At 69.7% G+C, this 20550-nt stretch carries 21 protein-coding genes; 9 read left to right on the top strand and 12 right to left on the bottom strand.

The genetic code is table 11. From position 1 onward, the window contains the following. Positions 1 to 124: 124 nt before the first annotated feature. The gene (locus tag ACIBK4_RS19090) at positions 125 to 817 is read left to right on the top strand and encodes a LuxR C-terminal-related transcriptional regulator (RefSeq protein ID WP_398995922.1); all 693 of its coding nucleotides are present in this window, start codon (positions 125 to 127) and stop codon (positions 815 to 817) included. A gap of 538 nt (positions 818 to 1355) precedes the next feature. Here the strand turns inward: ACIBK4_RS19090 and ACIBK4_RS19085 are convergent. The 4 genes from ACIBK4_RS19085 to ACIBK4_RS19070 form a co-directional block, all read right to left on the bottom strand. Then, complete coding sequence (locus ACIBK4_RS19085) at positions 1356 to 2213, bottom strand: SDR family oxidoreductase (RefSeq protein ID WP_398995921.1); 858 nt, start codon at positions 2211 to 2213, stop codon at positions 1356 to 1358. A gap of 100 nt (positions 2214 to 2313) precedes the next feature. Continuing rightward, on the bottom strand, positions 2314 to 2886 hold the full coding sequence (locus tag ACIBK4_RS19080) for a TetR/AcrR family transcriptional regulator (RefSeq protein WP_398996433.1): 573 nt from the start codon (positions 2884 to 2886) through the stop codon (positions 2314 to 2316). Between the two features lie 578 nt (positions 2887 to 3464). After that, entirely contained in the window at positions 3465 to 3800 is a 336-nt protein-coding gene (locus tag ACIBK4_RS19075) for a hypothetical protein (protein WP_398995920.1), read from the bottom strand. Positions 3801 to 3821: 21 nt separating this feature from the next. After that, positions 3822 to 5510, bottom strand: a complete 1689-nt coding sequence (locus ACIBK4_RS19070; protein ID WP_398995919.1) for a sodium:solute symporter family protein — start codon at positions 5508 to 5510, stop codon at positions 3822 to 3824. Positions 5511 to 5669: 159 nt separating this feature from the next. On the opposite strand from ACIBK4_RS19070, the gene galT reads away from it, so the two are divergent. The 3 genes from galT to galK are packed head-to-tail and all read left to right on the top strand — an operon-like array spanning position 5670 to position 8855. Further along, the gene (gene galT, locus ACIBK4_RS19065; protein ID WP_398995918.1) at positions 5670 to 6728 is read left to right on the top strand and encodes a galactose-1-phosphate uridylyltransferase; all 1059 of its coding nucleotides are present in this window, start codon (positions 5670 to 5672) and stop codon (positions 6726 to 6728) included. Next, on the top strand, positions 6728 to 7690 hold the full coding sequence (galE, locus tag ACIBK4_RS19060; RefSeq protein ID WP_390166057.1) for a UDP-glucose 4-epimerase GalE: 963 nt from the start codon (positions 6728 to 6730) through the stop codon (positions 7688 to 7690). Before galT ends, galE begins: the two co-directional genes overlap by 1 nt. A 22-nt stretch (positions 7691 to 7712) precedes the next feature. Then, positions 7713 to 8855 (top strand): galactokinase, encoded by a 1143-nt coding sequence (gene galK, locus ACIBK4_RS19055; RefSeq protein WP_398995917.1) that lies wholly within the window; start codon positions 7713 to 7715, stop codon positions 8853 to 8855. Between the two features lie 247 nt (positions 8856 to 9102). On the opposite strand, the gene ACIBK4_RS19050 is transcribed toward galK, so the two are convergent. Both ACIBK4_RS19050 and ACIBK4_RS19045 read right to left on the bottom strand, forming a co-directional pair. Continuing rightward, entirely contained in the window at positions 9103 to 10014 is a 912-nt protein-coding gene (locus ACIBK4_RS19050; RefSeq protein ID WP_398995916.1) for a sulfotransferase family protein, read from the bottom strand. Between the two features lie 47 nt (positions 10015 to 10061). Then, positions 10062 to 10517: an N-acetyltransferase gene (locus ACIBK4_RS19045; RefSeq protein WP_366434894.1), complete on the bottom strand. Its 456-nt coding sequence runs from the start codon at positions 10515 to 10517 to the stop codon at positions 10062 to 10064. Between the two features lie 261 nt (positions 10518 to 10778). Here ACIBK4_RS19045 and ACIBK4_RS19040 point away from each other — a divergent pair, with 261 nt between their 5' ends. After that, positions 10779 to 11546 carry a LuxR C-terminal-related transcriptional regulator gene (locus ACIBK4_RS19040; protein WP_398995915.1) on the top strand — a complete coding sequence of 256 codons (768 nt, stop codon included), beginning with the start codon at positions 10779 to 10781 and terminating at the stop codon, positions 11544 to 11546. Positions 11547 to 11647: 101 nt separating this feature from the next. Here ACIBK4_RS19040 and ACIBK4_RS19035 read toward each other — a convergent pair whose 3' ends face one another. Continuing rightward, positions 11648 to 12145 carry a MarR family winged helix-turn-helix transcriptional regulator gene (locus ACIBK4_RS19035; protein WP_019064646.1) on the bottom strand — a complete coding sequence of 166 codons (498 nt, stop codon included), beginning with the start codon at positions 12143 to 12145 and terminating at the stop codon, positions 11648 to 11650. A 117-nt stretch (positions 12146 to 12262) separates the two neighbouring features. On the opposite strand from ACIBK4_RS19035, the gene ACIBK4_RS19030 reads away from it, so the two are divergent. The 3 genes from ACIBK4_RS19030 to ACIBK4_RS19020 all read left to right on the top strand — a co-directional run bounded on the left by ACIBK4_RS19030 (position 12263) and on the right by ACIBK4_RS19020 (position 13696). Next, positions 12263 to 13066: a trans-aconitate 2-methyltransferase gene (locus ACIBK4_RS19030; protein WP_398995914.1), complete on the top strand. Its 804-nt coding sequence runs from the start codon at positions 12263 to 12265 to the stop codon at positions 13064 to 13066. Positions 13067 to 13069: 3 nt separating this feature from the next. Beyond that, positions 13070 to 13432: a VOC family protein gene (locus tag ACIBK4_RS19025; RefSeq protein ID WP_398995913.1), complete on the top strand. Its 363-nt coding sequence runs from the start codon at positions 13070 to 13072 to the stop codon at positions 13430 to 13432. A gap of 90 nt (positions 13433 to 13522) precedes the next feature. Further along, on the top strand, positions 13523 to 13696 hold the full coding sequence (locus tag ACIBK4_RS19020) for a CsbD family protein (RefSeq protein ID WP_078652648.1): 174 nt from the start codon (positions 13523 to 13525) through the stop codon (positions 13694 to 13696). 121 nt (positions 13697 to 13817) lie between these two features. Here the strand turns inward: ACIBK4_RS19020 and ACIBK4_RS19015 are convergent, their stop codons facing one another. Both ACIBK4_RS19015 and ACIBK4_RS19010 read right to left on the bottom strand, forming a co-directional pair. Beyond that, positions 13818 to 14495, bottom strand: a complete 678-nt coding sequence (locus tag ACIBK4_RS19015) for a TetR/AcrR family transcriptional regulator (protein ID WP_019064642.1) — start codon at positions 14493 to 14495, stop codon at positions 13818 to 13820. Beyond that, positions 14492 to 15508, bottom strand: a complete 1017-nt coding sequence (locus tag ACIBK4_RS19010; protein ID WP_398995912.1) for an acyl-CoA desaturase — start codon at positions 15506 to 15508, stop codon at positions 14492 to 14494. The genes ACIBK4_RS19015 and ACIBK4_RS19010 overlap by 4 nt, the downstream gene beginning before the upstream one ends. A gap of 307 nt (positions 15509 to 15815) precedes the next feature. On the opposite strand from ACIBK4_RS19010, the gene ppc reads away from it, so the two are divergent. Further along, the gene (gene ppc, locus ACIBK4_RS19005; RefSeq protein WP_398995911.1) at positions 15816 to 18557 is read left to right on the top strand and encodes a phosphoenolpyruvate carboxylase; all 2742 of its coding nucleotides are present in this window, start codon (positions 15816 to 15818) and stop codon (positions 18555 to 18557) included. An 80-nt stretch (positions 18558 to 18637) separates the two neighbouring features. Here ppc and ACIBK4_RS19000 read toward each other — a convergent pair whose 3' ends face one another. The 3 genes from ACIBK4_RS19000 to ACIBK4_RS18990 all read right to left on the bottom strand — a co-directional run bounded on the left by ACIBK4_RS19000 (position 18638) and on the right by ACIBK4_RS18990 (position 20492). Then, positions 18638 to 19138 (bottom strand): hypothetical protein, encoded by a 501-nt coding sequence (locus ACIBK4_RS19000; protein WP_398995910.1) that lies wholly within the window; start codon positions 19136 to 19138, stop codon positions 18638 to 18640. Between the two features lie 96 nt (positions 19139 to 19234). Continuing rightward, entirely contained in the window at positions 19235 to 19837 is a 603-nt protein-coding gene (pth, locus tag ACIBK4_RS18995; RefSeq protein ID WP_398995909.1) for an aminoacyl-tRNA hydrolase, read from the bottom strand. A gap of 70 nt (positions 19838 to 19907) precedes the next feature. After that, a complete protein-coding gene (locus tag ACIBK4_RS18990) occupies positions 19908 to 20492 on the bottom strand; it encodes a 50S ribosomal protein L25/general stress protein Ctc (protein WP_033284304.1) in 585 nt (194 codons plus the stop codon). Positions 20493 to 20550 lie beyond the last annotated feature (58 nt).

Raw genomic sequence — 20550 nt, 5'->3', positions numbered from 1 at the left:
GCAACGTCGAACAAGCGTGTAGCTTCCGGGGGCATGAAGGGCGGGGGTGCTGGGGGCCCTCTGTCCTTGGGGACCGGTGGGCATCCATAGTGGGCATCCATTGGGGGGACTGGGGGGTTGCTCGATGGGAGTGCGGCTGATGGTGGTCGACGACCACCGATTGCTCGCCGAGGCGTTGGCCTCGGCACTGAAGCTACGGGGACACCGGGTGCTGGCGGCGGCGGCACCGGCGGCGGGCGCGGCGGAGCTGGTGATCACCCGCGCGCCCGAGGTGTGCCTCCTGGGCACGGCGACACCGGCGGAACCGGGCATCTTCGACCCGGTGGTCAAGATCAAGCGAGAACGCCCTCAGGTGGCGGTCCTGGTCCTGGGCCCGGTCCCGAGCCCGCGAGGCATCGCGGCGGCGTTCGCGGCGGGAGCCTCGGGCTACGTCCGGCACGACGAGCGCATCGAGGGCGTGGAGCGCGCGATCATGAAGGCGAGGGCGGGCGAGGCGGCCGTAGCCCCGCAGTTGCTGCAGGGCGCCTTCAGTGAGCTGCTCAACCCGGCGGCCCAGCCGGACGACGAGGGCCAACGGCTCTTGCAGATGCTGACGCCGAGGGAGGTGGAGGTCCTGGTCCGGGTGGCCGACGGCGAGGACACCCGCCTGATCGCGGCGGGCATGGGCATCGCTCCGTCGACGGCGCGCACGCATGTACAGCGGGTCCTGATGAAGCTGGGGGTGGGCTCACGGCTGGAGGCGGCGGCCCTGGCGGCGCGGACGGGCCTGCTGGACCGGGCGGGGCCGGTGAACAACTCGGCGGGGCCGGACCTGTAGGGGCGCGAGGGCCGTCGGCCAACTTGGCTGTACGGCTGCGCCGGGCGGGAGTTGGCCTCCGCGCATGTCCGGGAATCGGCTCGGTCGGTTGAGTCTCCGCGCCGACGCACCGTATTGCCTGCTCCTCGGGCTGACGGTGGCTTCGACCGCGCCCTTCACCGCGAGTGCCGTCGGGCTGCCGGCACTCGTCGTCGCCGGCATCGGCGGCGCTGTCGTTCTGTGGGCCGGCGTCGTGTCCCTCGACGTGGAACCTGCGACTCGTACTCGCGGCGAACGCCCTCGCGGCATGCGCACTCGCCGCGGTGTCGCCGGCCGCGGCAAGCGTGTTCGTCCTGCTCACTCGCGTGACGGTCGCGACAGACGTCGCCGGGTTCGCGGCAGCCAGGCCATCGCACTCAGAAGACTGACCGGCGAAGCGGCGTCCTGACGAGCCCCCCGAGTACGTACGGCCGCCTGCTGATCACTCCCGGCCCACTGCCACTGCCACTGCCACTGCCACTGCCACTGCCCAGCCCCTTTCCCTCGCCTCGGCGATCCGTCAGCCGGTGCTGTCGTGCTCCAACTGCTCGGCGACGACGCGGGGTTCGCGGCCGAGCAGTTCGCCCAGGAGAGGGTCGACGCCGGCGAAGCGGCCTTGGCGGGCGGCCTGGTATCGGGTGAGCATCATCCGTGCCATCCCCTCCGGCATGCCCTTCGCGACCTTGTCCGCGATCCACTCCTCGTCGTCCAGTACGACTCGCCTGACCTCGCGGCCGCTGATCTCGGAGGCCATCGCGGCGACGTCGGCGAGGGTCACGGCCTGCCGCGCGGTGAGGGTGACCGGCCCGTCGAATTTCCGGTCACCGGCCAGGATGACGGCTGCCGCCTCGGCGGAGTCGGCGCGGTCGGTCCAGGAGATCGGGCCGTCGGCCGGAGCCGCGATCTCGCCGGTCTGCCGCCAGGGGCTGAGCAGCCAGAGCACGCTGTGGGCGTAGTAACCGTTGCGCAGCGAGGTCCAGGCGACACCGGACTCGGCGAGGAGCGCCTCGGTCGCGGCGTGATCGCGGGCCGGGCGGAAGGGGCTGTCGGCCCCGGCACCCTGATGGCTGGTGTACAGGATGCGCTGGGCTCCCGCCGCGACGGCAGCCTCGATGCCGACGCGGTGCAGGCCGACATGGTCGGCGTGCGGGTCACTGGAGGACACGAGCAGGACCTGCTCGGCACCCTCGAAGGAGTGGCGCAGGGCGACCGGATCCGCGTAGGAGCCCTGCCGCACCCGCACTCCGCGTTCGGCTAAGTGCCGCGCTTTGCCGACGTCGCGCACGCTGACGCCGATCCGCTCCGCGGGAACACGCTTGAGAAGGTGCTCGACAGTGGCGCCGTTCAGCGCGCCCGTGGCCCCGGTGACAACGATCATGATGAATGCCCTTTCACTGGTCACACCCGCCGCACTTGGTACGCACGGAAGGGGATTGCCTAGGGGATTGCCTATGCGGTCAGTGGTCAGTGGTCAGCGGTCAGCGGTCCTCAAGCAGCAACGGCAGAAGAATGTCGTCGACGAGGTGCTCGACAAAGCGTTCGTCGCACGGCTCGCCCGCGACGACCACGCGGTGCACGATGACCGCCGGAGCGATCTCGGCGAAGAGCTCGGCGGCCCGGGGAGTCAACCGCTCGCCGTCCCCGATCGCCTTGCGGAACGGCTCGTCGGTCATCGCCGCCTCGTCCCGGCGCAGGATTCGCCGCATCTCCTCAGCGAGCCGCGGGTCCCCACGCATCCCCGCGAACAGCGCCCCCAGCAGCCCGATCTCCTGCTCGGCGATCTCCCGGGCCAGCCACCCGGCAAGCGCGAGCAGGTTCTCCCGCAGGCCGACCGTGGCGGGCGAGGGCGGCGTGGCATGCGAGCGGTAGTCCACCGCCGCGGCAACCAACTCGGCCTTGTCCCGATAACGACGGTAGATCGTCGTCTTGGCGACCCCCGACCGCCCCGCGACCGCCTCGATCGACAACTGCTCGTACCCGAGCTCCGTCAGCAGCGACAACGTCGCCTCCAGGATCGCCACATCCCGCCGAGCATCCCGCGGCCGCCCCATACCGGCCACGACGTCCGCCCCACCACTACGCGGCCCACCAGATGCCCCACCCAAGAGTGCCCGCCCCACTTCCGCTACGCTACGGTTGCGTATCGAAAGTATCCCCTGATGGCCCCCGAGATCAACCCGAAGGACGGGGCTGTATGGATGTACGGCTCCGCCGCGTGCGGCCCAACTCCCCAACACCGCCAGCGCGTTTGCCCCAGGGGCGCGGGGCTGTGACATGTGCGGCTCCGCCGGGCGGGCGCGACCGGGGTGGGTCTGCTTGGCAACTCGGTGAAGACAGAGGCGGGCGCGACGGGTGCAGGTCAACTGCCCAACTCCGCCAGCGCCGTTACCTTAGGGGCGCGGGGAACTGCGCGACCAGCCACAACGCACCCGCACCCGGCAGAGGACCCAAGCCCCCTCTTCCTCCTCGGTGGGATCCGCCAGAGGCAGGCGCGGGGCTGTGACATGTGCGGCTCCGCCGCGCGGGCGCGACCGGTGCAGGTCAACTGCCCAACTCCGCCAGCGCCGTTACCTTAGGGGCGCGGGGAACTGCGCGACCAGCCACAGCCCACCCGCACCCGGCAGAGGACCTAAGCCCCCTCTTCCTCCTCCGCGACCTCGACCTTCACCGGCGGCACCGGCCGCAGCTTCAGCCACCCCAGGAAAAAGATCCCCAGCAGCAACATCGCGATCCCGGTCCACAGGTTGATGTTGACGCCCTCGGCCTTGTCCAGCGTGGCCTGCGACGGACTGATCCCGGCGATCGTGACGATGACGCCGTAGACGACGAACAACCCACCGATGATCAGCCGAAGATCGAACAGCCGGGACGCAGTCGTCGACTTGCCCTCCAGCTCACTGACCTCGCGCTGGACATCGTGCTCGGAGCGACCTGAGTGTTCGGAGCGTCCGGAGTTCTCAGACATGGTTCCTCAATCCTCCCGTGACTAGAACGAGAACGGGATGTAGCAGACGGCGGCCAGGATCACCGCGCCCCAGCCGAGGAGCGCGGGTCGGCGATACCACGCGTCGTCGCCCGCGGCCGGCGCCTCGGTCATGCCGGGTGACGTCGTGCCGTAGACAAGGCCCTGGAGCTGGTCGGCGGACTTCGGCTGGGTGAACAGGGAGACGGCGAACATGACCACCGCGCCGGCCACGAACCCGGCGATCGCGGAGACGAAGTTCGCGCCCTGGTCGGAGGGGATGGAGATGATCCCCTGCTTGTAGATCCAGAAGTAGTTCACCATCGCCGTCACCGTGCCCGCGAGCAGCCCCCAGAAGCCGGACTTCGGGGTCGCCTTCTTCCAAAACATGCCGACGATGAAGACGACGAACATCGGGACGTTGAAGAAGGAGAACAGGGTCTGCAAGTAGCTCATGATGTTCGAGAACGACGAGGCCAGGAACGCCGTGCCCACCGACGCCGCCACGCCGATCACCGTGATCAGGCGGCCGAAGCGGACGTAGTACTCGTCCTCGCGGTCCTTCACCACGTACTTCGCCCAGATGTCGTTCGTGAACACCGTGTTGAAGGACGACACGTTGGCCGCCATACCCGCCATGAACGCCGCCAGCAGCCCCGTCACCGCGATACCCAGCACGCCGTTGGGCAGCAACTCCTGCATCAGGTACGGAATCGCGTCGTTGTACTGGAGGTCCGAGCCGCTCGTGCCGATCTTCGGGACGAGCGCCGCCGCGACCAGCCCCGGGATCATCACCAGGAACACGATGAAGACCTTCGGATACGCGGCGATGAGCGGGGTGCGCTGAGCCGCGGACAGGTTCTTCGCGGAGAGGGCGCGCTGCACCTCGGCGAAGTTCGTCGTCCAGTAGCCGAACGACAGCACGAAGCCCAGCCCCAGCACGATCGTCAGCCAGTTCGCGCCCAGCGGGTTGACGCTGCCGATGCCGGTGCCACCCCACGCGGTGGTGAAGTTGTGGCCGTGGGTCGCGTCCAGCTTGTGGGTCAGCCCGTCCCAGCCGCCGACCTTCTTCAGGCCGAGGTAGGAGATCGGGATCAGGGCGGCCAGGATCACGAAGAACTGGAGCACTTCGTTGTAGATCGCCGACGACAGCCCGCCGAGGGTGATGTACGCGAGCACGAACGCACCGGCGACCACGATCGCCACCCACTGCGGCCACCCCAGCAGCGCCTCGACGACGATCGCGAGGGCGTACAGGTTCACGCCGGCGATCAGGATCGCGGCGAAGGCGAACAGGATCGAACTCAGCAGATGTGCCGCCTTGTCGAAGCGCAGCAGCAGGAACTCGGGGACCGAGCGGACCTTCGAGCCGTAGTAGAAGGGCATCATCACCAGGCCGAGGAAGACCATGGCGGGGATGGCGCCGATCCAGTACCAGTGGACGGTGTACGCGCCGTACTGCGCGCTGTTGGCGGCCATGCCGAGGATCTCGGTGGCGGCCAGGTTCGCCGAGATGAAGGCGAGACCGGTGATCCAGGCGGGCAGGGAACGCCCGGAGAGGAAGAAGTCGAGGCTCGTCTTCACCGATCTGCGGGCGGCCAGGCCGATCCCGAGGACGACCACGAAGTAGATCGCCAGGATCGTGTAGTCGAGCCCGTTGGTGGGGAGCCGGAGCTCCGCGGCGAGAGAGGTGGGGGTCTGCAGACTCTGCATCAAGCGCTCACCTTGGTTGATGTCTGTTCGATGTCTTTGGTTGGTGTTCTTTGTTTGATTTTGATGGTGACGACTGGGGGGATTGGTGGTTTGATGTGTTTAGTTCTGTGTGAAGCCCTGGAAAGCGGCGTGGATGTACGTACGGATGGAGAGCCCGGCGTGAAGAAGACCTCGACCCGGTTGGCCGACGGTCGTGAGCTCATCTACTACGACCTGCGGGACGACACCGTGCGCGACGCGGTGGACCGACGCCCGCTGGAGCGCACGGTCACCACTTCGGAGGTACGGCGGGACGTGCTGCTCGGCGACTCGGTGGCGATCGCCTCCCACCGCCAGGGCCGCACCTACCACCCGCCGGCGGACCAGTGCCCGCTCTGCCCGACGACCGGCGACCGGCTCAGCGAGATCCCTGACTCGTCGTACGACGTCGCGGTGTTCGAGAACCGTTTCCCCTCGCTGGCCGGTGACTCCGGGCGCTGCGAGGTGGTCTGCTTCACCTCCGACCACGACGCGTCCTTCGCCTCGCTGACCGAGGAGCAGGCGCGCCTCGTCCTCGACGCGTGGACCGACCGGACGTCGGAGCTGTCGCATCTTCCCTCCGTCGAGCAGGTTTTCTGTTTCGAGAACCGCGGTGAGGAGATCGGTGTGACGCTCGGTCATCCCCACGGCCAGATCTACGCCTACCCCTTCACCACCCCGCGCACCGCGCTGATGTTGCGCTCACTCGCAACTCATAAGGAGGCGACGGGCGGTGAGAACCTCTTCGACTCGGTCCTGGAGCGTGAACTCGCCGGCGAGCGGGTCGTCCTTGAGGGTGAACACTGGGCGGCCTTCGTGCCGTACGCGGCGCACTGGCCCTACGAGGTCCACCTGTACCCCAAGCGCCGGGTGCCCGATCTGCTCGGTCTCGACGAGGCGGCCCGCACAGAGTTCCCCAAGGTCTATCTGGAACTCTTGAGGCGCTTCGACCGGATCTTCGGTGAGGGCGAGCCTCCGACGCCGTACATCTCCGCCTGGCACCAGGCGCCGTTCGGCACGCTGGAGGAGTTCGAAGGGGTGAGCCGCGACGACTTCGCGCTCCACCTTGAGCTTTTCACCATTCGCCGTACGTCCGGCAAGCTGAAGTTCCTCGCGGGTTCCGAGTCCGGCATGAGCGTGTTCATCAACGACGTGCCGCCGGAGTTCGCGGCACAGCGACTGCGAGAGGTAGCGAGTTGATGAGCGGTAAGTACCTGGTCACGGGCGGCGCGGGTTACGTCGGCAGCGTGGTCGCCCAGCACCTGCTGGAGGCGGGCCACGAGGTCACCGTCCTGGACAACCTCTCGACGGGGTTCCGCGAGGGCGTCCCGGCGGGCGCCACGTTCGTGGAGGGCGACATCCGCGACGCCGCCAAGTGGCTCGACTCCTCCTACGAAGCGGTCCTCCACTTCGCCGCGTTCTCCCAGGTCGGCGAGTCCGTCGTGAAGCCCGAGAAGTACTGGGAGAACAACGTTGGCGGCTCGATGGCCCTCCTCGCCGCCATGCGCGAGGCCGGCGTCCGCAAGCTCGTCTTCTCCTCTACGGCGGCCACGTACGGCGAGCCCGACGAGGTCCCGATCGTCGAGACCGCCCGCACCTCCCCGACGAACCCGTACGGCGCGTCGAAGCTGTCGGTCGACTTCATGATCACGAGCGAGGCGGCCGCCCACGGGCTCGGCGCGGTCTCCCTCCGCTACTTCAACGTGGCCGGTGCGTACGGGAGTTGCGGCGAGCGGCACAGCCCCGAGTCGCACCTGATCCCCCTCGTCTTGCAGGTCGCGCAGGGCAAGCGCGACGCGATCTCGGTCTACGGCGACGACTACCCGACGCCGGACGGCACCTGCGTCCGTGACTACATCCACGTGGCGGACCTGGCGGACGCGCACCTGCTGGCGCTGAAGGCGGCGACCCCGGGCGAGCACCTGATCTGCAACCTCGGCAACGGCGAAGGCTTCTCCGTCCGCCAGGTCATCGAGACGGTCCGCCAGGTCACCGGGCACCCGATCCCCGAGGTCGTGGCCCCGCGCCGCGGCGGCGACCCGGCGACCCTGGTGGCCTCGGCGACCCGGGCCAAGGAGCGCCTCGGCTGGAACCCGTCCCGCGCGGATCTCGCGGGCATCGTCGCGGACGCGTGGGCGTTCGCGCAGAACGTATCGAACTGATCGAAGGGCTAGGGGATTGACCGTGGGTGTACGTGAGGGCTTCGAGGAGCTGTACGGGACCGCTCCCGAGGGCGTCTGGGTCGCGCCGGGCCGGGTCAACCTGATCGGCGAGTACACCGACTTCAACGAGGGCTTCGTGATGCCGCTCGCCCTGCCGCACACGGCGGTGGCGGCGGTGTCCCGCCGCACGGACGGCGTCCTGCGCCTCCACTCGGCGGACATCGAGGGCCCGGTCGTAGAACTGCACGTCGACGAGCTGGCCCCGCGCACGAACACGAGCTGGGCGGCCTACCCGGCGGGCGTGGTGTGGGTGTTGCGCGAGGCGGGCCATCAAGTCACCGGCGCGGACATCCACTTGTCGTCCACGGTCCCGACGGGCGCGGGCCTGTCGTCGTCGGCGGCGCTGGAGGTCGTCACGGCGTTGGCTCTGAACGACCTCTTCGAACTGGGCTTGTCCGGGCCGGAGTTGGCGCGTTTCTCCCAGCGCGCGGAGAACGACTTCGTCGGCGTCCCCTGCGGGATCATGGACCAGACGGCCTCGGCCTGCTGCGAGGAGGGCCACGCGCTCCACCTCGACTGCCGCGACCTGTCGATCCGTCAGATCCCGTTCGACCTGGCGTCCGAGGGCCTCTCGCTCCTGGTCGTCGACAGCCGCGTGAAGCACGCCCTGGGCGACGGCGCGTACGCGGAACGCCGCGAGGGCTGCGAGGAGGGCGCCCGCCAGCTGGGCGTCCCCTTCCTGCGGGACGTGGCGTACGAGGATCTGTCGGCGTCCCTGGCCCGCCTCTCCGACGAACGGATCCAGCGCTACGTCCGCCACGTGGTGTCGGACGACCACCGCGTCGACCAGGTCATCGGCCTGCTGGACGCGGGAGAGGTACGGGCGATCGGCCCGATCCTCACGGAGGGCCACATCTCCCTCCGGGACGATCTGCGCATCTCCTGCCCGGAGTTGGACCTCGTGGTCGACACCGCGGTCGGCGCGGGTGCGCTGGGTGCGCGGATGACGGGGGGCGGCTTCGGCGGCTCGGCGATCGTATTGGTCGAGGCCGCGGACACGGACACGGTCACGAAGGCGGTCGAGGAGGCGTTCGCGGCAGCGGGTTACACCGCTCCGCGCGTGTTCCCGGCGGTGCCTTCGGCGGGGGCGCGACGGGTGGAGTGAGCCTGGGGCGCGGCCTGCGGGTGGTCGGGAGCGTGTGACATCCGGGTGTGCGGCGGGGGAGGGGTCACGTGGTCGGCTGGGCCGAGCTCCGTGACCGTCTCGGCCGCACACCCGAGCCGAGTGGTGTCTTCCGGGTGAGGCGCGGCCTGCGGGCGATCGGGTCGTTCTTGGTCTGCGGGTTTGTGGGGGGCTGGTCGCGCCCGCGCGGTGGAGCCGTGCATGACACAGCCCCGCGCCGCCGGGTGGTTCAGAGATATCCCCACGCCCGGCACATCGCCCGCAGCACCTCCGGGATCTCCTCCAACGTCGGTGCCGGGCGGTCCGGTTGGACCTGGCCGGAGCGGATCTTGTCGTTCCAGTCGCCGAAGCCGCCGCCGAGGACGGCGCCCTCCAGGCTGCTGCCGTAGTCGGTCATGCCGGGTTCGTAGGGGAGGTCCAAGTAGGCGCAGATGGAGCGGAGTTCGGCGGCCGGGTCGGTCGTGAGGTCCTCGTAGCGGAGGGTGTGGCCGCCGAGTTCGGCCTGGGCCTCCTCCATGGACTCCATGTATTTGAGGACGCGTTCGGCTGCCTCCTCGCGGGTGCGGTCCGGTACCGCCTCGTGCCAGGAGCGGGCCACCGCGCCCGGGTGTCTGCGCAGGAAGACGAAGCGGGCGTCGGGCCAGGTCTCGGCGATGCGCTGCCACTGGAAGGCGTTGCCGGGGGTCTTCTCCACGATGAACTGCTTGCCGGACTTGACCAGTTCACGGTGCAGGGCACGGTCCCAGAGCAGGGCCTCCAGCTGCTCGTGGCCCAGACCCAGGGTCCGCAGGGACCGTTCCGTGGGGGTGCCCGACTTGAAGTAGACCTCGATACCGGTGAGATGGAGTTCGTGCGCCGCGTGCAGTCGGGAGTGCGCCCCCAGCATCATGCGCAGCAGCGTCGATCCGGACCGCACCGAGGTCAAGATGAACACCGGTCGCTCCAGCAACCGGTCGACCGCCGGATCCACCGTCGGCACGGCCGCGGCGATCGGTTCGGGCCGTGCGGGACGGGAACCGCGCGGTGCGGGAACCGCCCCGAGCGAGCCCGCGGTCGTCGCCCCGGGCGGCGGGGGCACCCGGCGTATCTGGTAGCCGGTGGTCTCGGCCAGCTTGGAGTTCAGCTTCCGCAGCATGCTCATGGCGGGCACGGTAAGGGGAGAGTATGAGACTGGGCTGAGCGCCTCGTTCACCTCAAGTTTTTGGTAAGGGTGTACTCGGTCACCCCCGGCGGGTAGTCCGGGATCACGCACACCACGTCGTATCCGCGCTTCTTGTAGAACCCCGGCGCCTGAAAGTCCCAGGTCTCCAGGCGGGCCGCCCCGCAGCCGCGCTCCTCGCGGGCGACGCGCTCCGCCTCGTCGAGCAGCCGGGAGCCGAGCCCGGCGCCGCGGTGGCGGCCGTCGATCCACAGGTACGTCACATGCAGCCAGTCCGCCCAGGTGTGGCAGACCGCCCCGCCCGCCAGCCCGCCCTCGGCGTCCAACGCCCAGACGTGGAGCGGAACTTCACGTTCGCGAGGGGTCCCGCGCAGCGCGCGCAGCACCGGGGACGCGGCGGTGTTGGTTTCGAGCAGCCGGGCGCGGAGCAGATCGCGTCGCTCTCTGTCGACTTCCGTCTCAATACGAAACATGCGGCTCACCATAAACGCGCCGGACAGTCAGTTCTGCAAATTGGGTTCCGCTGCCGCGCCCCGGCCGTACGCTGTGAACAGCACCGGTGGGGGCCGGTGCTGATCAGGGGGCGAGACAAGTCGGGTACGACGCCCGATGTGGGGGTAGCAGTGACTGCACGGCGGCGGCCGTGCGGCGCGGGCCGCTCCCGGGCGTCGTACCCGCAATCATCGCTTCGTCTCCCGACGATGAGGTATCCCCTGCTCCACCAGGAGCCTGGGGAAGGGGGTTTCGTGGTTCGCATCCGAGTCCTGGTCGTCGACGACCATCGCATCTTCGCCGAATCGCTCGCCGCGGCACTGGCGGCCGAGCCCGATGTCGACGTGTCCGCGGCCGGCAGTGGTCCCGCCGCGCTGCGCTGCATGGAGCGCGCGAACGCCGAGGGCCGCAGATTCGACGTCCTGCTGGTGGACGCCGACCTGGGCGGCAATGTGCCCGGCGTACGGCCCGCCGTCCCTGTTCAGGCGGGCAACGAGGACGGGCTGGTGGACGGGATCTCCCTGGTCGCCGGGGTCCGTTCGGCCCAGCCGAGCGTGCGGATGGTCGTGCTGGCGGAGAAGGACGATTCGCGCCGGGCCGCGCTGGCCCTGCAGGCCGGGGCATCCGGCTGGGTCGCCAAGGACTGCTCGCTGTCCAGGCTTTTAACCGTCATCCGAGGGGTGCTCCGCGACGAGACGCACCTGCCACCCGCCCTACTGACCGGCGTCCTACGGGAGTTGACGGCCGCACGCAAACACCGCACCGAGAGCGAGCGCCTGGTGGAGTCGCTGACTCCCCGGGAACGGGAAGTACTGCGCTGCATGGTGGCCGGCTTGGGGCGCAAGGCGGTCGCCGAGCGACTGTTCCTCTCCCCGCACACGGTCCGGACGCATATGCAAAACGTGCTCGGCAAGCTGGGCGTCCACTCGACCCTCGCGGCGGTGGCGCTGGCGAGGCGTGCGGGGGTTGGTCCGGTGGACCTGGCCGGGGATGTTGTCGAGCGGGGCGGTCAACTGGCGTAGCAGGCCTGCCGGTTCGCCCCGCTGGGCGCGGAAGGGTTCTGGTTCTGTTTCTGTAGGTGCTGGGCGTCCCGTGCCCCGTCGCGGCGGTCGGCCCCGTCGGCCTAGCCGGGGATGTTGTCGAACGGGGCGGTCAACTGGCGTAGCAGGCCTGCCAGTTCGCCCCGTTGGGCGCGGGAGAGTTCCGCGAGGATCGCGCGCTCCTGGGCCAGCAGGCCGGCCAGGGCCTGGTCCGCGCGGTCCTGGCCCTCCTCGGTGAGGCGGACCAGCACGCCCCGGCGGTCGCTGGGGTCGGGGAGCCGTTCGACCAGGCCCTTCTGTGCCAGCCGGTCGATACGGTTCGTCATCGTGCCGGACGTGACCAGGGTCTGCGTCAACAGCTGGCCGGGGGAGAGCTGATAGGGGCTGCCCGCGCGCCTGAGCGCCGTCAGCACGTCGAACTCCCAGGGCTCCAGGCTGTGCTCGGCGAACGCCAGCCGCCGGGCCCGGTCCAGATGCCGGGCCAGCCTGCTCACCCGGCTGAGCACCTCAAGTGGCTCCACGTCGAGGTCGGGGCGCTCCCGGCGCCACGCTGCGACAAGCCGATCGACCTCGTCCTCCATGACGATCAGTGTAGTGGTTGTGTCGACATGAAGTCTCTTGATATCAAGCCTCTTGAGCGGGAGTCTCTTGGTCGAAAGTCTCTTGACATCAAGATATGTGGGCGGGAAGGTAGAGCCATGACGACTTGGGACCCCACTCAGTACCTGCGCCACGCCGGCCACCGCGCCCGCCCGTTCGCCGACCTCCTCGCCCGCGTCACCGACCTCCCCGGTGCCGCGCCCAGGATCGCCGACCTCGGCTGCGGCCCCGGCAACGTGACCACGGTCCTCGCCGACCGCTGGCCCACCGCGCACATCACCGGCTACGACAACTCACCCGAGATGCTCGCCAAGACCGAGCCCTACGCCGGCCCCACCCCCGGCGGCGGCCGCCTCGACTTCGCCCACGCGGACGCCGCGGAGTGGGTGCCGACCCAGACGTACGACCTGATCGTGTCGAACGCGGCGCTGCAATGGGTGCCGGGTCACCTGGACCGCTTCGGCGACTGGGTGGCCGCGCTGGCCCCCGGCGGCACCTTCGCCTTCCAGATCCCGGACAACATCGACGCCCCCCTGCACGCCCTGATGCGCGAACTGGCGGGCAGCGCGCGCTGGAAGGGACGGCTCGGCGAGGTCCTCCGCCGTGAGGACTCGGTCCACACCCCCGGCGTCTACCTCGACCGCCTCGCCCGCCTGGGCTGCGCCCCGGACGTCTGGCAGACGACGTACCAGCACGTCCTCCCTGGCGAGGACCCGGTCCTCGACTGGGTCAAGGGCACGGGCCTGCGCCCGGCTCTCACGGCCCTGGCGGACGACCCGGAGGCGCGGGACGCGTTCGTGACGGAGTACCGCGACCTCCTCCGCGAGGCGTACCCGACGCAGGCCTACGGCACGGTGCTCCCGTTCCGGCGGCTGTTCGCGGTGGCCCGCAAGGAGGTGTGAGCGGTGCTCGCGGCGGTGGACCACGTGCAGTTGGCGGCGCCGGCGGGGGCGGAGGACGCGCTGCGGGCGTACTACGTCGACGTCCTCGGGATGACCGAGATCCCGAAGCCGGCTGTGCTGGCCGCGCGGGGCGGGTGCTGGTTCGGGGCGGGGGAGGTCCAGCTCCACCTGGGCGTGGAGGCCGATTTCCGGCCCGCGAAGAAGGCCCACCCCGGGCTCCGCGTGACCGGCATCGAGGCGTACGCGGCCCGGCTCAAGTCCCTTGGCGCGTCCGTCACTTGGGACTACGACCTGCCTGGGCACCGGCGCTTCTACTCCGAGGATCCGGTGGGGAACCGGCTGGAGTTCCTGGAGCCCGACGTCTGATCGGTGTTTGCGCCCTGCCGTCGCGGCTACCCGGGTCGTGGCGCCGAGTACAGAGTTCCGAGTACCGATCCGACCGGGAGTTGATGAACCGTGGCGAAGGACGAGAAGGCCAAGGCCAAGAAGGAACAGGCCAAGGGGAAGGCCAAGGAGACCGTGGGCCGGGCCGTGGGGAACGAGACCATGAAGGCCAAGGGCCAGGCCGAGAAGTCCAAGGGTGACGCTCGGCAGGCCAAGGAGAAGGCGAAGGACGCGTTCAAGCGCTGACGCCCGCTCGCCTCACGAACGCCGTCGCCCTGGGAACAGGGCGCACCGAAAACCGGCGCATCGAAAGGGGCCCCTGCTCTTCAGCAGGGGCCCCTTTCACGCTCCGTACGGACGCGCGCTCTCAGCTCTTCCGGCGCCCTATCAAGTGCGGCTTCGACTCCAACCCGTCCAGCCCGTGCCACGCGAGGTTCACCAGATGCGCGGCGACCTCCGCCTTCTTCGGGCGGCGGACGTCCAGCCACCACTGGCCGGTCAACGCGACCATGCCGACCAGGGCCTGGGCGTAGAGGGGAGCGAGCTTCGCGTCGAAGCCCCGGCTCTTGAACTCGCGGCCCAGGATGTCCTCGACCTGCGTCGCGATGTCCGAGATCAGGGACGCGAAGGAACCCGTGGACTGGGGGATGGGGGAGTCGCGGACCAGGATGCGGAAGCCGTCCGTGTACTCCTCGATGTAGTCGAGGAGGGCGAAGGCCGCCTGTTCGCAGAGTTCGCGGGGGTGGCCGGCCGTCAGGGAGCTGGTCACCATGTCGAGGAGGCGGCGCATCTCGCGGTCCACGACCACCGCGTACAGGCCCTCCTTGCCGCCGAAGTGCTCGTAGACCACCGGCTTGGAGACGCCGGCCTTCGCCGCGATCTCCTCCACCGACGTGGCCTCGAAGCCCTTCGTCGCGAAGAGCGTGCGACCGACTTCCAGCAACTGCGCCCGGCGTTCCGCTCCCGTCATCCGGGTGCGGCGCGCGCGTCGGGGCTTCTCGTTGCTCGGGGTGCTGCTGGGATCGGTCGCCACGGCGTCAATCATGCCGCCTCCGCCGACTCCTTCCGGGGCCGAGAGCCGTCCGTACCGGAGATACGGCGCGAATCGATACGCGAGCGTGACGGCCAGCGCACGTCATAGGCCCAGCCGAGCTGCTCGCACCAGCGGATGATCCGTGCCGAGGAGTCCAGCTGGCCGCGCTCCACACCGTGCCGCGCGGACGTCGGGTCGGCGTGGTGCAGGTTGTGCCAGGACTCGCCGCAGGACAGGATCGCCAGCCACCACACGTTGCCCGAGCGGTCCCGGGACTTGAAGGGGCGCTTGCCGACCGCGTGGCAGATCGAGTTGATCGACCAGGTGACGTGGTGCAGCAGGGCCACGCGGACGAGCGAGCCCCAGAAGAAGCCCGTGAACGCGCCCCACCAGGACATCGTCACCAGCCCGCCGATCAGCGCCGGCAGCGCGAGCGACAGCATCGTCCAGTAGATGAAGTGGCGGGAGATCGTCCGGATCGCCTTGTCCTTGATCAGGTCAGGCGCGTACTTGTCCTGCGGGGTGCGCTCCTCGTCGAACATCCACGCGATGTGCGCCCACCACAGGCCCTTGATCAGCGCCGGCACGGTCTCGCCGTAGCGCCACGGCGAATGCGGGTCGCCCTCCGCGTCGGAGAACTTGTGGTGCTTGCGGTGGTCGGCGACCCAGCGCACCAGCGGCCCCTCGACCGCCATCGACCCGGCGATCGCGATGGCGATCCGCAGCGGGCGCTTCGCCTTGAAGGAGCCGTGCGTGAAGTACCGGTGGTAGCCGATCGTCACGCCGTGGCAGCCGAGGTAGTAGAAGAACACCAGCAGGCCGAGGTCCAGCCAGCTCACGCCGCCCCAGCTCCACGCCAGCGGCACCGCCGCGAGCAGGGCCAGGAACGGGACGGTGATGAAGAGGAGAAGAGTGATCTGTTCCAGCGACCCCTTCCTCTCGCCGCCCAGGGTGGCGGCGGGGAGCGGAGTGCCGTCGTCGTTCGCCCGCGGGGCGTCGTCGATCACATCGGAGCTCGTGGTCATGGGCGTCCCCTGGGGGGTTCGGAGGTGGAGGCGGAGCGTCGGACGGCGGGAGCCGGGCAGCAACAGTTCAGCATGGACATCCCTACGGTTCCGTAACCTACGGCGACGTAAGTATGGCAGCGCGTCGACCGGTGGACGAAGCCCGTGAGACCGCGCGTCAGAGTGGACACCTATCCTGGGTGTCGGTCGGACAGCGCGGTCCGCTCTGTTTTCTTCCCGGATGTCCGTCCCGTATGCGGCAGCCGCCGCGGGACCGCCGTCCGGGTTCCCTCCAGACGAGCTTCAAACACTGCAAGGAGCCGCACCTGTGAGCAGTGCCGACGACCTGACCACGAGCACCACCTCGACCGGCAGTGCGCTGCGCGCCGACATCCGGCGCCTGGGCGATCTCCTGGGCGAGACCCTCGTCCGCCAGGAGGGCCCCGAGCTGCTCGAACTGGTCGAGAAGGTCCGCCGCCTCACCCGGGAGGACGGCGAGGCCGCCGCCGAGCTGCTGCGCGGCATAGAGCTGGAGACCGCCGCGAAGCTGGTCCGCGCCTTCTCCACCTACTTCCACCTGGCCAACGTCACCGAGCAGGTCCACCGCGGCCGCGAGCTGCGCGCCCGCCGTGCCGCCGAGGGCGGTCTCCTCGCCCGTACGGCCGACCGCCTCAAGGACGCCGACCCCGACCACCTGCGCGAGACGGTCAAGAACCTGAACGTCCGCCCGGTCTTCACCGCGCACCCCACCGAGGCCGCGCGCCGGTCGGTCCTCAACAAGCTCCGGCGCATCGCCACGCTCCTGGAGACCCCGGTCATCGAGTCCGACCGCCGTCGCTACGACACCCGTCTGGCCGAGAACATCGACCTGGTGTGGCAGACCGACGAGCTGAGGGTCGTACGGCCGGAGCCCGCCGACGAGGCCCGTAATGCCATCTACTACCTCGACGAGCTGCACGCGGGCGCCGTCGGTGACGTCCTCGAAGACCTCACCGCCGAGCTGGAGCGCGTCGGCGTCAAGCTGCCCGACGACACCCGCCCGCTCACCTTCGGCACCTGGATCGGCGGCGACCGCGACGGCAACCCGAACGTCACGCCCCAGGTCACCTGGGACGTCCTGATCCTCCAGCACGAGCACGGCATCAACGACGCCCTGGAGACGATCGACGAGCTGCGCGGCTTCCTCTCCAACTCCATCCGCTACACGGGTGCGACGGAGGAGCTGCTCGGCTCCCTCCAGACCGACCTGGAGCGGCTGCCGGAGATCAGCCCCCGCTACAAGCGCCTCAACGCCGAGGAGCCGTACCGCCTCAAGGCCACCTGCATCCGGCAGAAGCTGGAGAACACCAAGTCCCGCCTGGCCAAGGGCACCCCGCACGAGGACGGCCGCGACTACCTCGGCACCGCCGAGCTGCTGCACGACCTCACCCTGATCCAGACCTCCCTGCGCGCCCACCGCGGCGGCCTCTTCGCCGACGGCCGCATGGACCGTACGATCCGCACGCTCGGCGCGTTCGGCCTCCAGCTCGCGACCATGGACGTACGCGAGCACGCGGACGCCCACCACCACGCGCTGGGCCAGCTCTTCGACCGGCTCGGCGAGGAGTCCTGGCGGTACTCCGACATGCCCCGCGAGTACCGCGCCAAGCTGCTCGCGAAGGAACTGCGGTCGAGGCGGCCGCTGGCTCCGACTCCCGCGCCCGTCGACGCGGCCGGTGAGAAGACCCTCGGTGTGTTCGAGACGGTCAAGAAGGCGCTCGCCGTCTTCGGGCCCGAGGTCATCGAGTCGTACATCATCTCGATGTGCCAGGGCGCCGACGACGTCTTCGCCGCCGCCGTGCTGGCCCGCGAGGCCGGGCTGATCGACCTGCACGCCGGGTGGGCGAAGGTCGGCATCGTCCCGCTGCTGGAGACCACGGACGAGCTGAAGGCCGCCGACACGATCCTGGAGGACATGCTCTCCGACCCGTCCTACCGGCGGCTCGTGGCGCTGCGCGGGGACGTCCAGGAGGTCATGCTCGGGTACTCGGACTCCTCCAAGTTCGGTGGCATTACGACGTCCCAGTGGGAGATCCACCGGGCCCAGCGGCGTCTGCGTGACGTGGCCCACCGCTACGGCGTCCGGCTCCGGCTCTTCCACGGTCGCGGCGGAACCGTCGGCCGCGGTGGCGGTCCGTCCCACGACGCGATCCTCGCCCAGCCCTGGGGCACCCTGGAGGGCGAGATCAAGGTGACCGAGCAGGGCGAGGTCATCTCCGACAAGTACCTGGTGCCGTCCCTGGCGAGGGAGAACCTGGAGCTGACGGTGGCCGCCACCCTCCAGGCCTCCGCGCTGCACACCTCGCCCCGCCAGTCCGACGAGGCGCTCGCCCGCTGGGACGCGGCCATGGACGTGGTCAGCGACGCCGCCCACTCCGCCTACCGCAGGCTCGTCGAGGACCCGGACCTGCCGACGTACTTCCTCGCCTCCACGCCGGTGGACCAGCTCGCCGAACTGCACCTGGGCTCGCGGCCCTCCCGCCGCCCCGGCTCGGGCGTCTCGCTCGACGGACTGCGCGCCATCCCGTGGGTGTTCGGCTGGACCCAGTCCCGGCAGATCGTGCCGGGGTGGTTCGGTGTCGGCTCAGGCCTGAAGGCGCTGCGCGAGGCCGGCCTCGACACCGTGCTCGACGAGATGCACGGGCAGTGGCACTTCTTCCGCAACTTCATCTCCAACGTCGAGATGACGCTGGCCAAGACGGACCTGCGGATCGCCCAGCACTACGTCGACACCCTCGTCCCGGACGAGCTGAAGCACGTCTTCGACACGATCAGGGCCGAGCACGACCTGACCGTCGCCGAGGTCCTCCGCGTCACTGGCGAGGCCGAACTCCTCGACGCCACCCCGGTGTTGAAGCAGACCTTCACCATCCGCGACGCCTACCTCGACCCGATCTCGTACCTCCAGGTCACCCTGCTGAAGCGTCAGCGGGACGAGGCGGCGGCGGGGGCGGACCCGGACCCGCTGCTCTCGCGGGCCCTGCTCCTCACGGTGAACGGTGTCGCGGCGGGGCTGCGCAACACCGGCTGACCCAACGGCCGTTCAGCAGAACCAGGGGTGCCCCCGAGCTGTCGTAGAAGCTCGGGGGCACTTTTATGTCCTACGACCGTTCACAGCGCCAGGAACGCCGCCGTCAGCAGTACGAACCCCGACCCGGCCAGTACCCACGCGGCCCGGGTCAGGCGCAGGCCGCCCGCGACCACCACCGAGGCGAGCAACAGGGCGCCGCCGAGGGGGACCCAGGCGTAGAGGATGCCGGCCGGGCCGGAGCGTATGACCTCGTCGGTGCCGGGCTTCACGACCACGGCGTACGTCTGGCCCTTCTTCACCGCGACCGTGTGGTCGATGACGACCTTGGCGCGGGCCTTCGATCCCGTGGAGACCGGGGTGTACGGGCCGGTGCAGGTGTCGTCGGCGCACGCGGTGACCTGGATCGTGCCGGTCTCGCGGCCCTTGGTGAGCATCACGTTGTGCGCGGTCGGCCACGAGCCCCACACCCCGGCGATCAGGAGCAGCACGGTGACCGTGCCCATCGCCGCGAGCCGTCCGAAGTTCAGGGCGGCGAAGGCGCCGGGCGATGCGGAGGCTGCGGGTGACATGGCGGGGATCATTGGCCATACCCGCACGCGCGGTCAACTCCCGCGCGGGACAAGAGAGTTAAGCCGGGCTATCCGGGTAATTCAGGCGAGTCGGGCAAGTCGGGCGGGTCAGGAGTTGTACGCGCTCTGCGCCCGCTCCAGGCCCTCGCTCACCAGGCACTCGACCGAGTCCGTCGCGCGGTCCACCAGGAAGTCCAGTTCCTTGCGCTCCGTAGAAGAGAAGTCCTTCAGGACGAAGTCGGCCACCTGCATCCGGCCCGGCGGGCGTCCGATGCCGAAGCGCAGCCGGTGGTAGTCCGGGCCCATCGCCTTCGTCATCGACTTCAGGCCGTTGTGGCCGTTGTCGCCGCCGCCGAGCTTGAGGCGGAGGGTGCCGTAGTCGATGTCCAGTTCGTCGTGGATGGCGACGATGTTCGCGAGCGGCACCTTGTAGAAGTCGCGCAGGGCGTTGACCGGGCCGCCGGAGAGGTTCATGAACGAGGTCGGCTTGACCAGGACGACTCGGCGGCTCGCCGGACCCGGGGCGCCGATCCGGCCCTCCAGGACCTGCGCCTGTGCCTTGCCGGCCCGCTTGAACTTGCCGCCGATCCGCTCGGCGAGCAGGTCGGCCACCATGAAGCCCACGTTGTGCCGGTTGTTGGCGTACTCGGGGCCGGGGTTGCCGAGTCCCACGATCAGCCAGGGGGCATTGGCGTCGGTCGTCACGTCCATGTCTCCTTGATACGCGCCAGCCGCTGCTCCCGGTGGGAACAGCGGCTGACGAAACGGTGAGCGGTGAGGATCAGGCCTCGGTGCTCTCGGCCTCGGCGTCGGCGGACGCCTCCTCGGCCTGGGCGGCCAGGACCTGGAGGACGACCGCGTCCTCGTCGATCGCCAGCGTGGTGCCCTTGGGCAGCGGGATGTCCTTGGCGGCGATGGAGGCGCCGGCCTCCAGGCCCGCGATGGACACGGTGACCGACTCGGGGATGTGCGTGGCCTCGGCCTCGACGGTGATCGTGCTCAGCACGTGCTCCAGCAGGAAGGAGCCCGGGGCCAGCTCGCCCTCGGTGTGGACGTAGACCTCGACGGTGACCTTCTCGCCGCTCTTCACGGTGAGCAGGTCGACGTGCTCGAGGAAGCCCTTGATGGCGTCACGCTGGACGGCCTTCGGGATCGCGAGCTGGGTCTTGCCCTCGATGTCCAGGGTGAGCAGGACGTTCGGGGTACGCAGGGCGAGCTGCAGCTCGTGGCCCGGCAGGGTGATGTGCAGCGGGTCGACACCGTGGCCGTAGACCACGGCGGGGACCTTCTTGTCACGGCGGATACGGCGGGCGGCACCCTTGCCGAACTCGGTGCGGGTCTCGGCGGCGAGCTTGACGTCGGCCATGGTCACTCCTCGTAGAACAGTCGGGGAAGGTGGTCACCCGGCCGAACATCGGCCTGCT

Origin of the sequence: Streptomyces sp. NPDC050528 (genome assembly GCF_044457795.1) — a bacterium.
In the GTDB taxonomy this organism is placed as follows: Bacteria; Actinomycetota; Actinomycetes; order Streptomycetales; family Streptomycetaceae; genus Streptomyces.
The sequence above is the reverse complement of the archived record's forward strand: the minus strand, read 5'-3'. Positions and strand labels throughout refer to the sequence as shown.

Coding starts and splice junctions, on each gene's coding strand:
- ACIBK4_RS19085 (WP_398995921.1), bottom strand. CDS start 2,213: ATGATCGTTGTCACCGGGGCCACGGGCGCGCTGAACGGCGCCACTGTC.
- ACIBK4_RS19045 (WP_366434894.1), bottom strand. CDS start 10,517: ATGGTGAGCCGCATGTTTCGTATTGAGACGGAAGTCGACAGAGAGCGA.
- ACIBK4_RS19050 (WP_398995916.1), bottom strand. CDS start 10,014: ATGAGCATGCTGCGGAAGCTGAACTCCAAGCTGGCCGAGACCACCGGC.
- ACIBK4_RS19090 (WP_398995922.1), top strand. CDS start 125: ATGGGAGTGCGGCTGATGGTGGTCGACGACCACCGATTGCTCGCCGAG.
- ACIBK4_RS18990 (WP_033284304.1), bottom strand. CDS start 20,492: ATGGCCGACGTCAAGCTCGCCGCCGAGACCCGCACCGAGTTCGGCAAG.
- ACIBK4_RS19010 (WP_398995912.1), bottom strand. CDS start 15,508: ATGACCACGAGCTCCGATGTGATCGACGACGCCCCGCGGGCGAACGAC.
- ACIBK4_RS19015 (WP_019064642.1), bottom strand. CDS start 14,495: ATGATTGACGCCGTGGCGACCGATCCCAGCAGCACCCCGAGCAACGAG.
- pth (WP_398995909.1), bottom strand. CDS start 19,837: ATGGACGTGACGACCGACGCCAATGCCCCCTGGCTGATCGTGGGACTC.
- ACIBK4_RS19000 (WP_398995910.1), bottom strand. CDS start 19,138: ATGATCCCCGCCATGTCACCCGCAGCCTCCGCATCGCCCGGCGCCTTC.
- galE (WP_390166057.1), top strand. CDS start 6,728: ATGAGCGGTAAGTACCTGGTCACGGGCGGCGCGGGTTACGTCGGCAGC.
- ACIBK4_RS19035 (WP_019064646.1), bottom strand. CDS start 12,145: ATGGAGGACGAGGTCGATCGGCTTGTCGCAGCGTGGCGCCGGGAGCGC.
- ACIBK4_RS19030 (WP_398995914.1), top strand. CDS start 12,263: ATGACGACTTGGGACCCCACTCAGTACCTGCGCCACGCCGGCCACCGC.
- ACIBK4_RS19070 (WP_398995919.1), bottom strand. CDS start 5,510: ATGCAGAGTCTGCAGACCCCCACCTCTCTCGCCGCGGAGCTCCGGCTC.
- ACIBK4_RS19075 (WP_398995920.1), bottom strand. CDS start 3,800: ATGTCTGAGAACTCCGGACGCTCCGAACACTCAGGTCGCTCCGAGCAC.
- ACIBK4_RS19080 (WP_398996433.1), bottom strand. CDS start 2,886: ATGGGGCGGCCGCGGGATGCTCGGCGGGATGTGGCGATCCTGGAGGCG.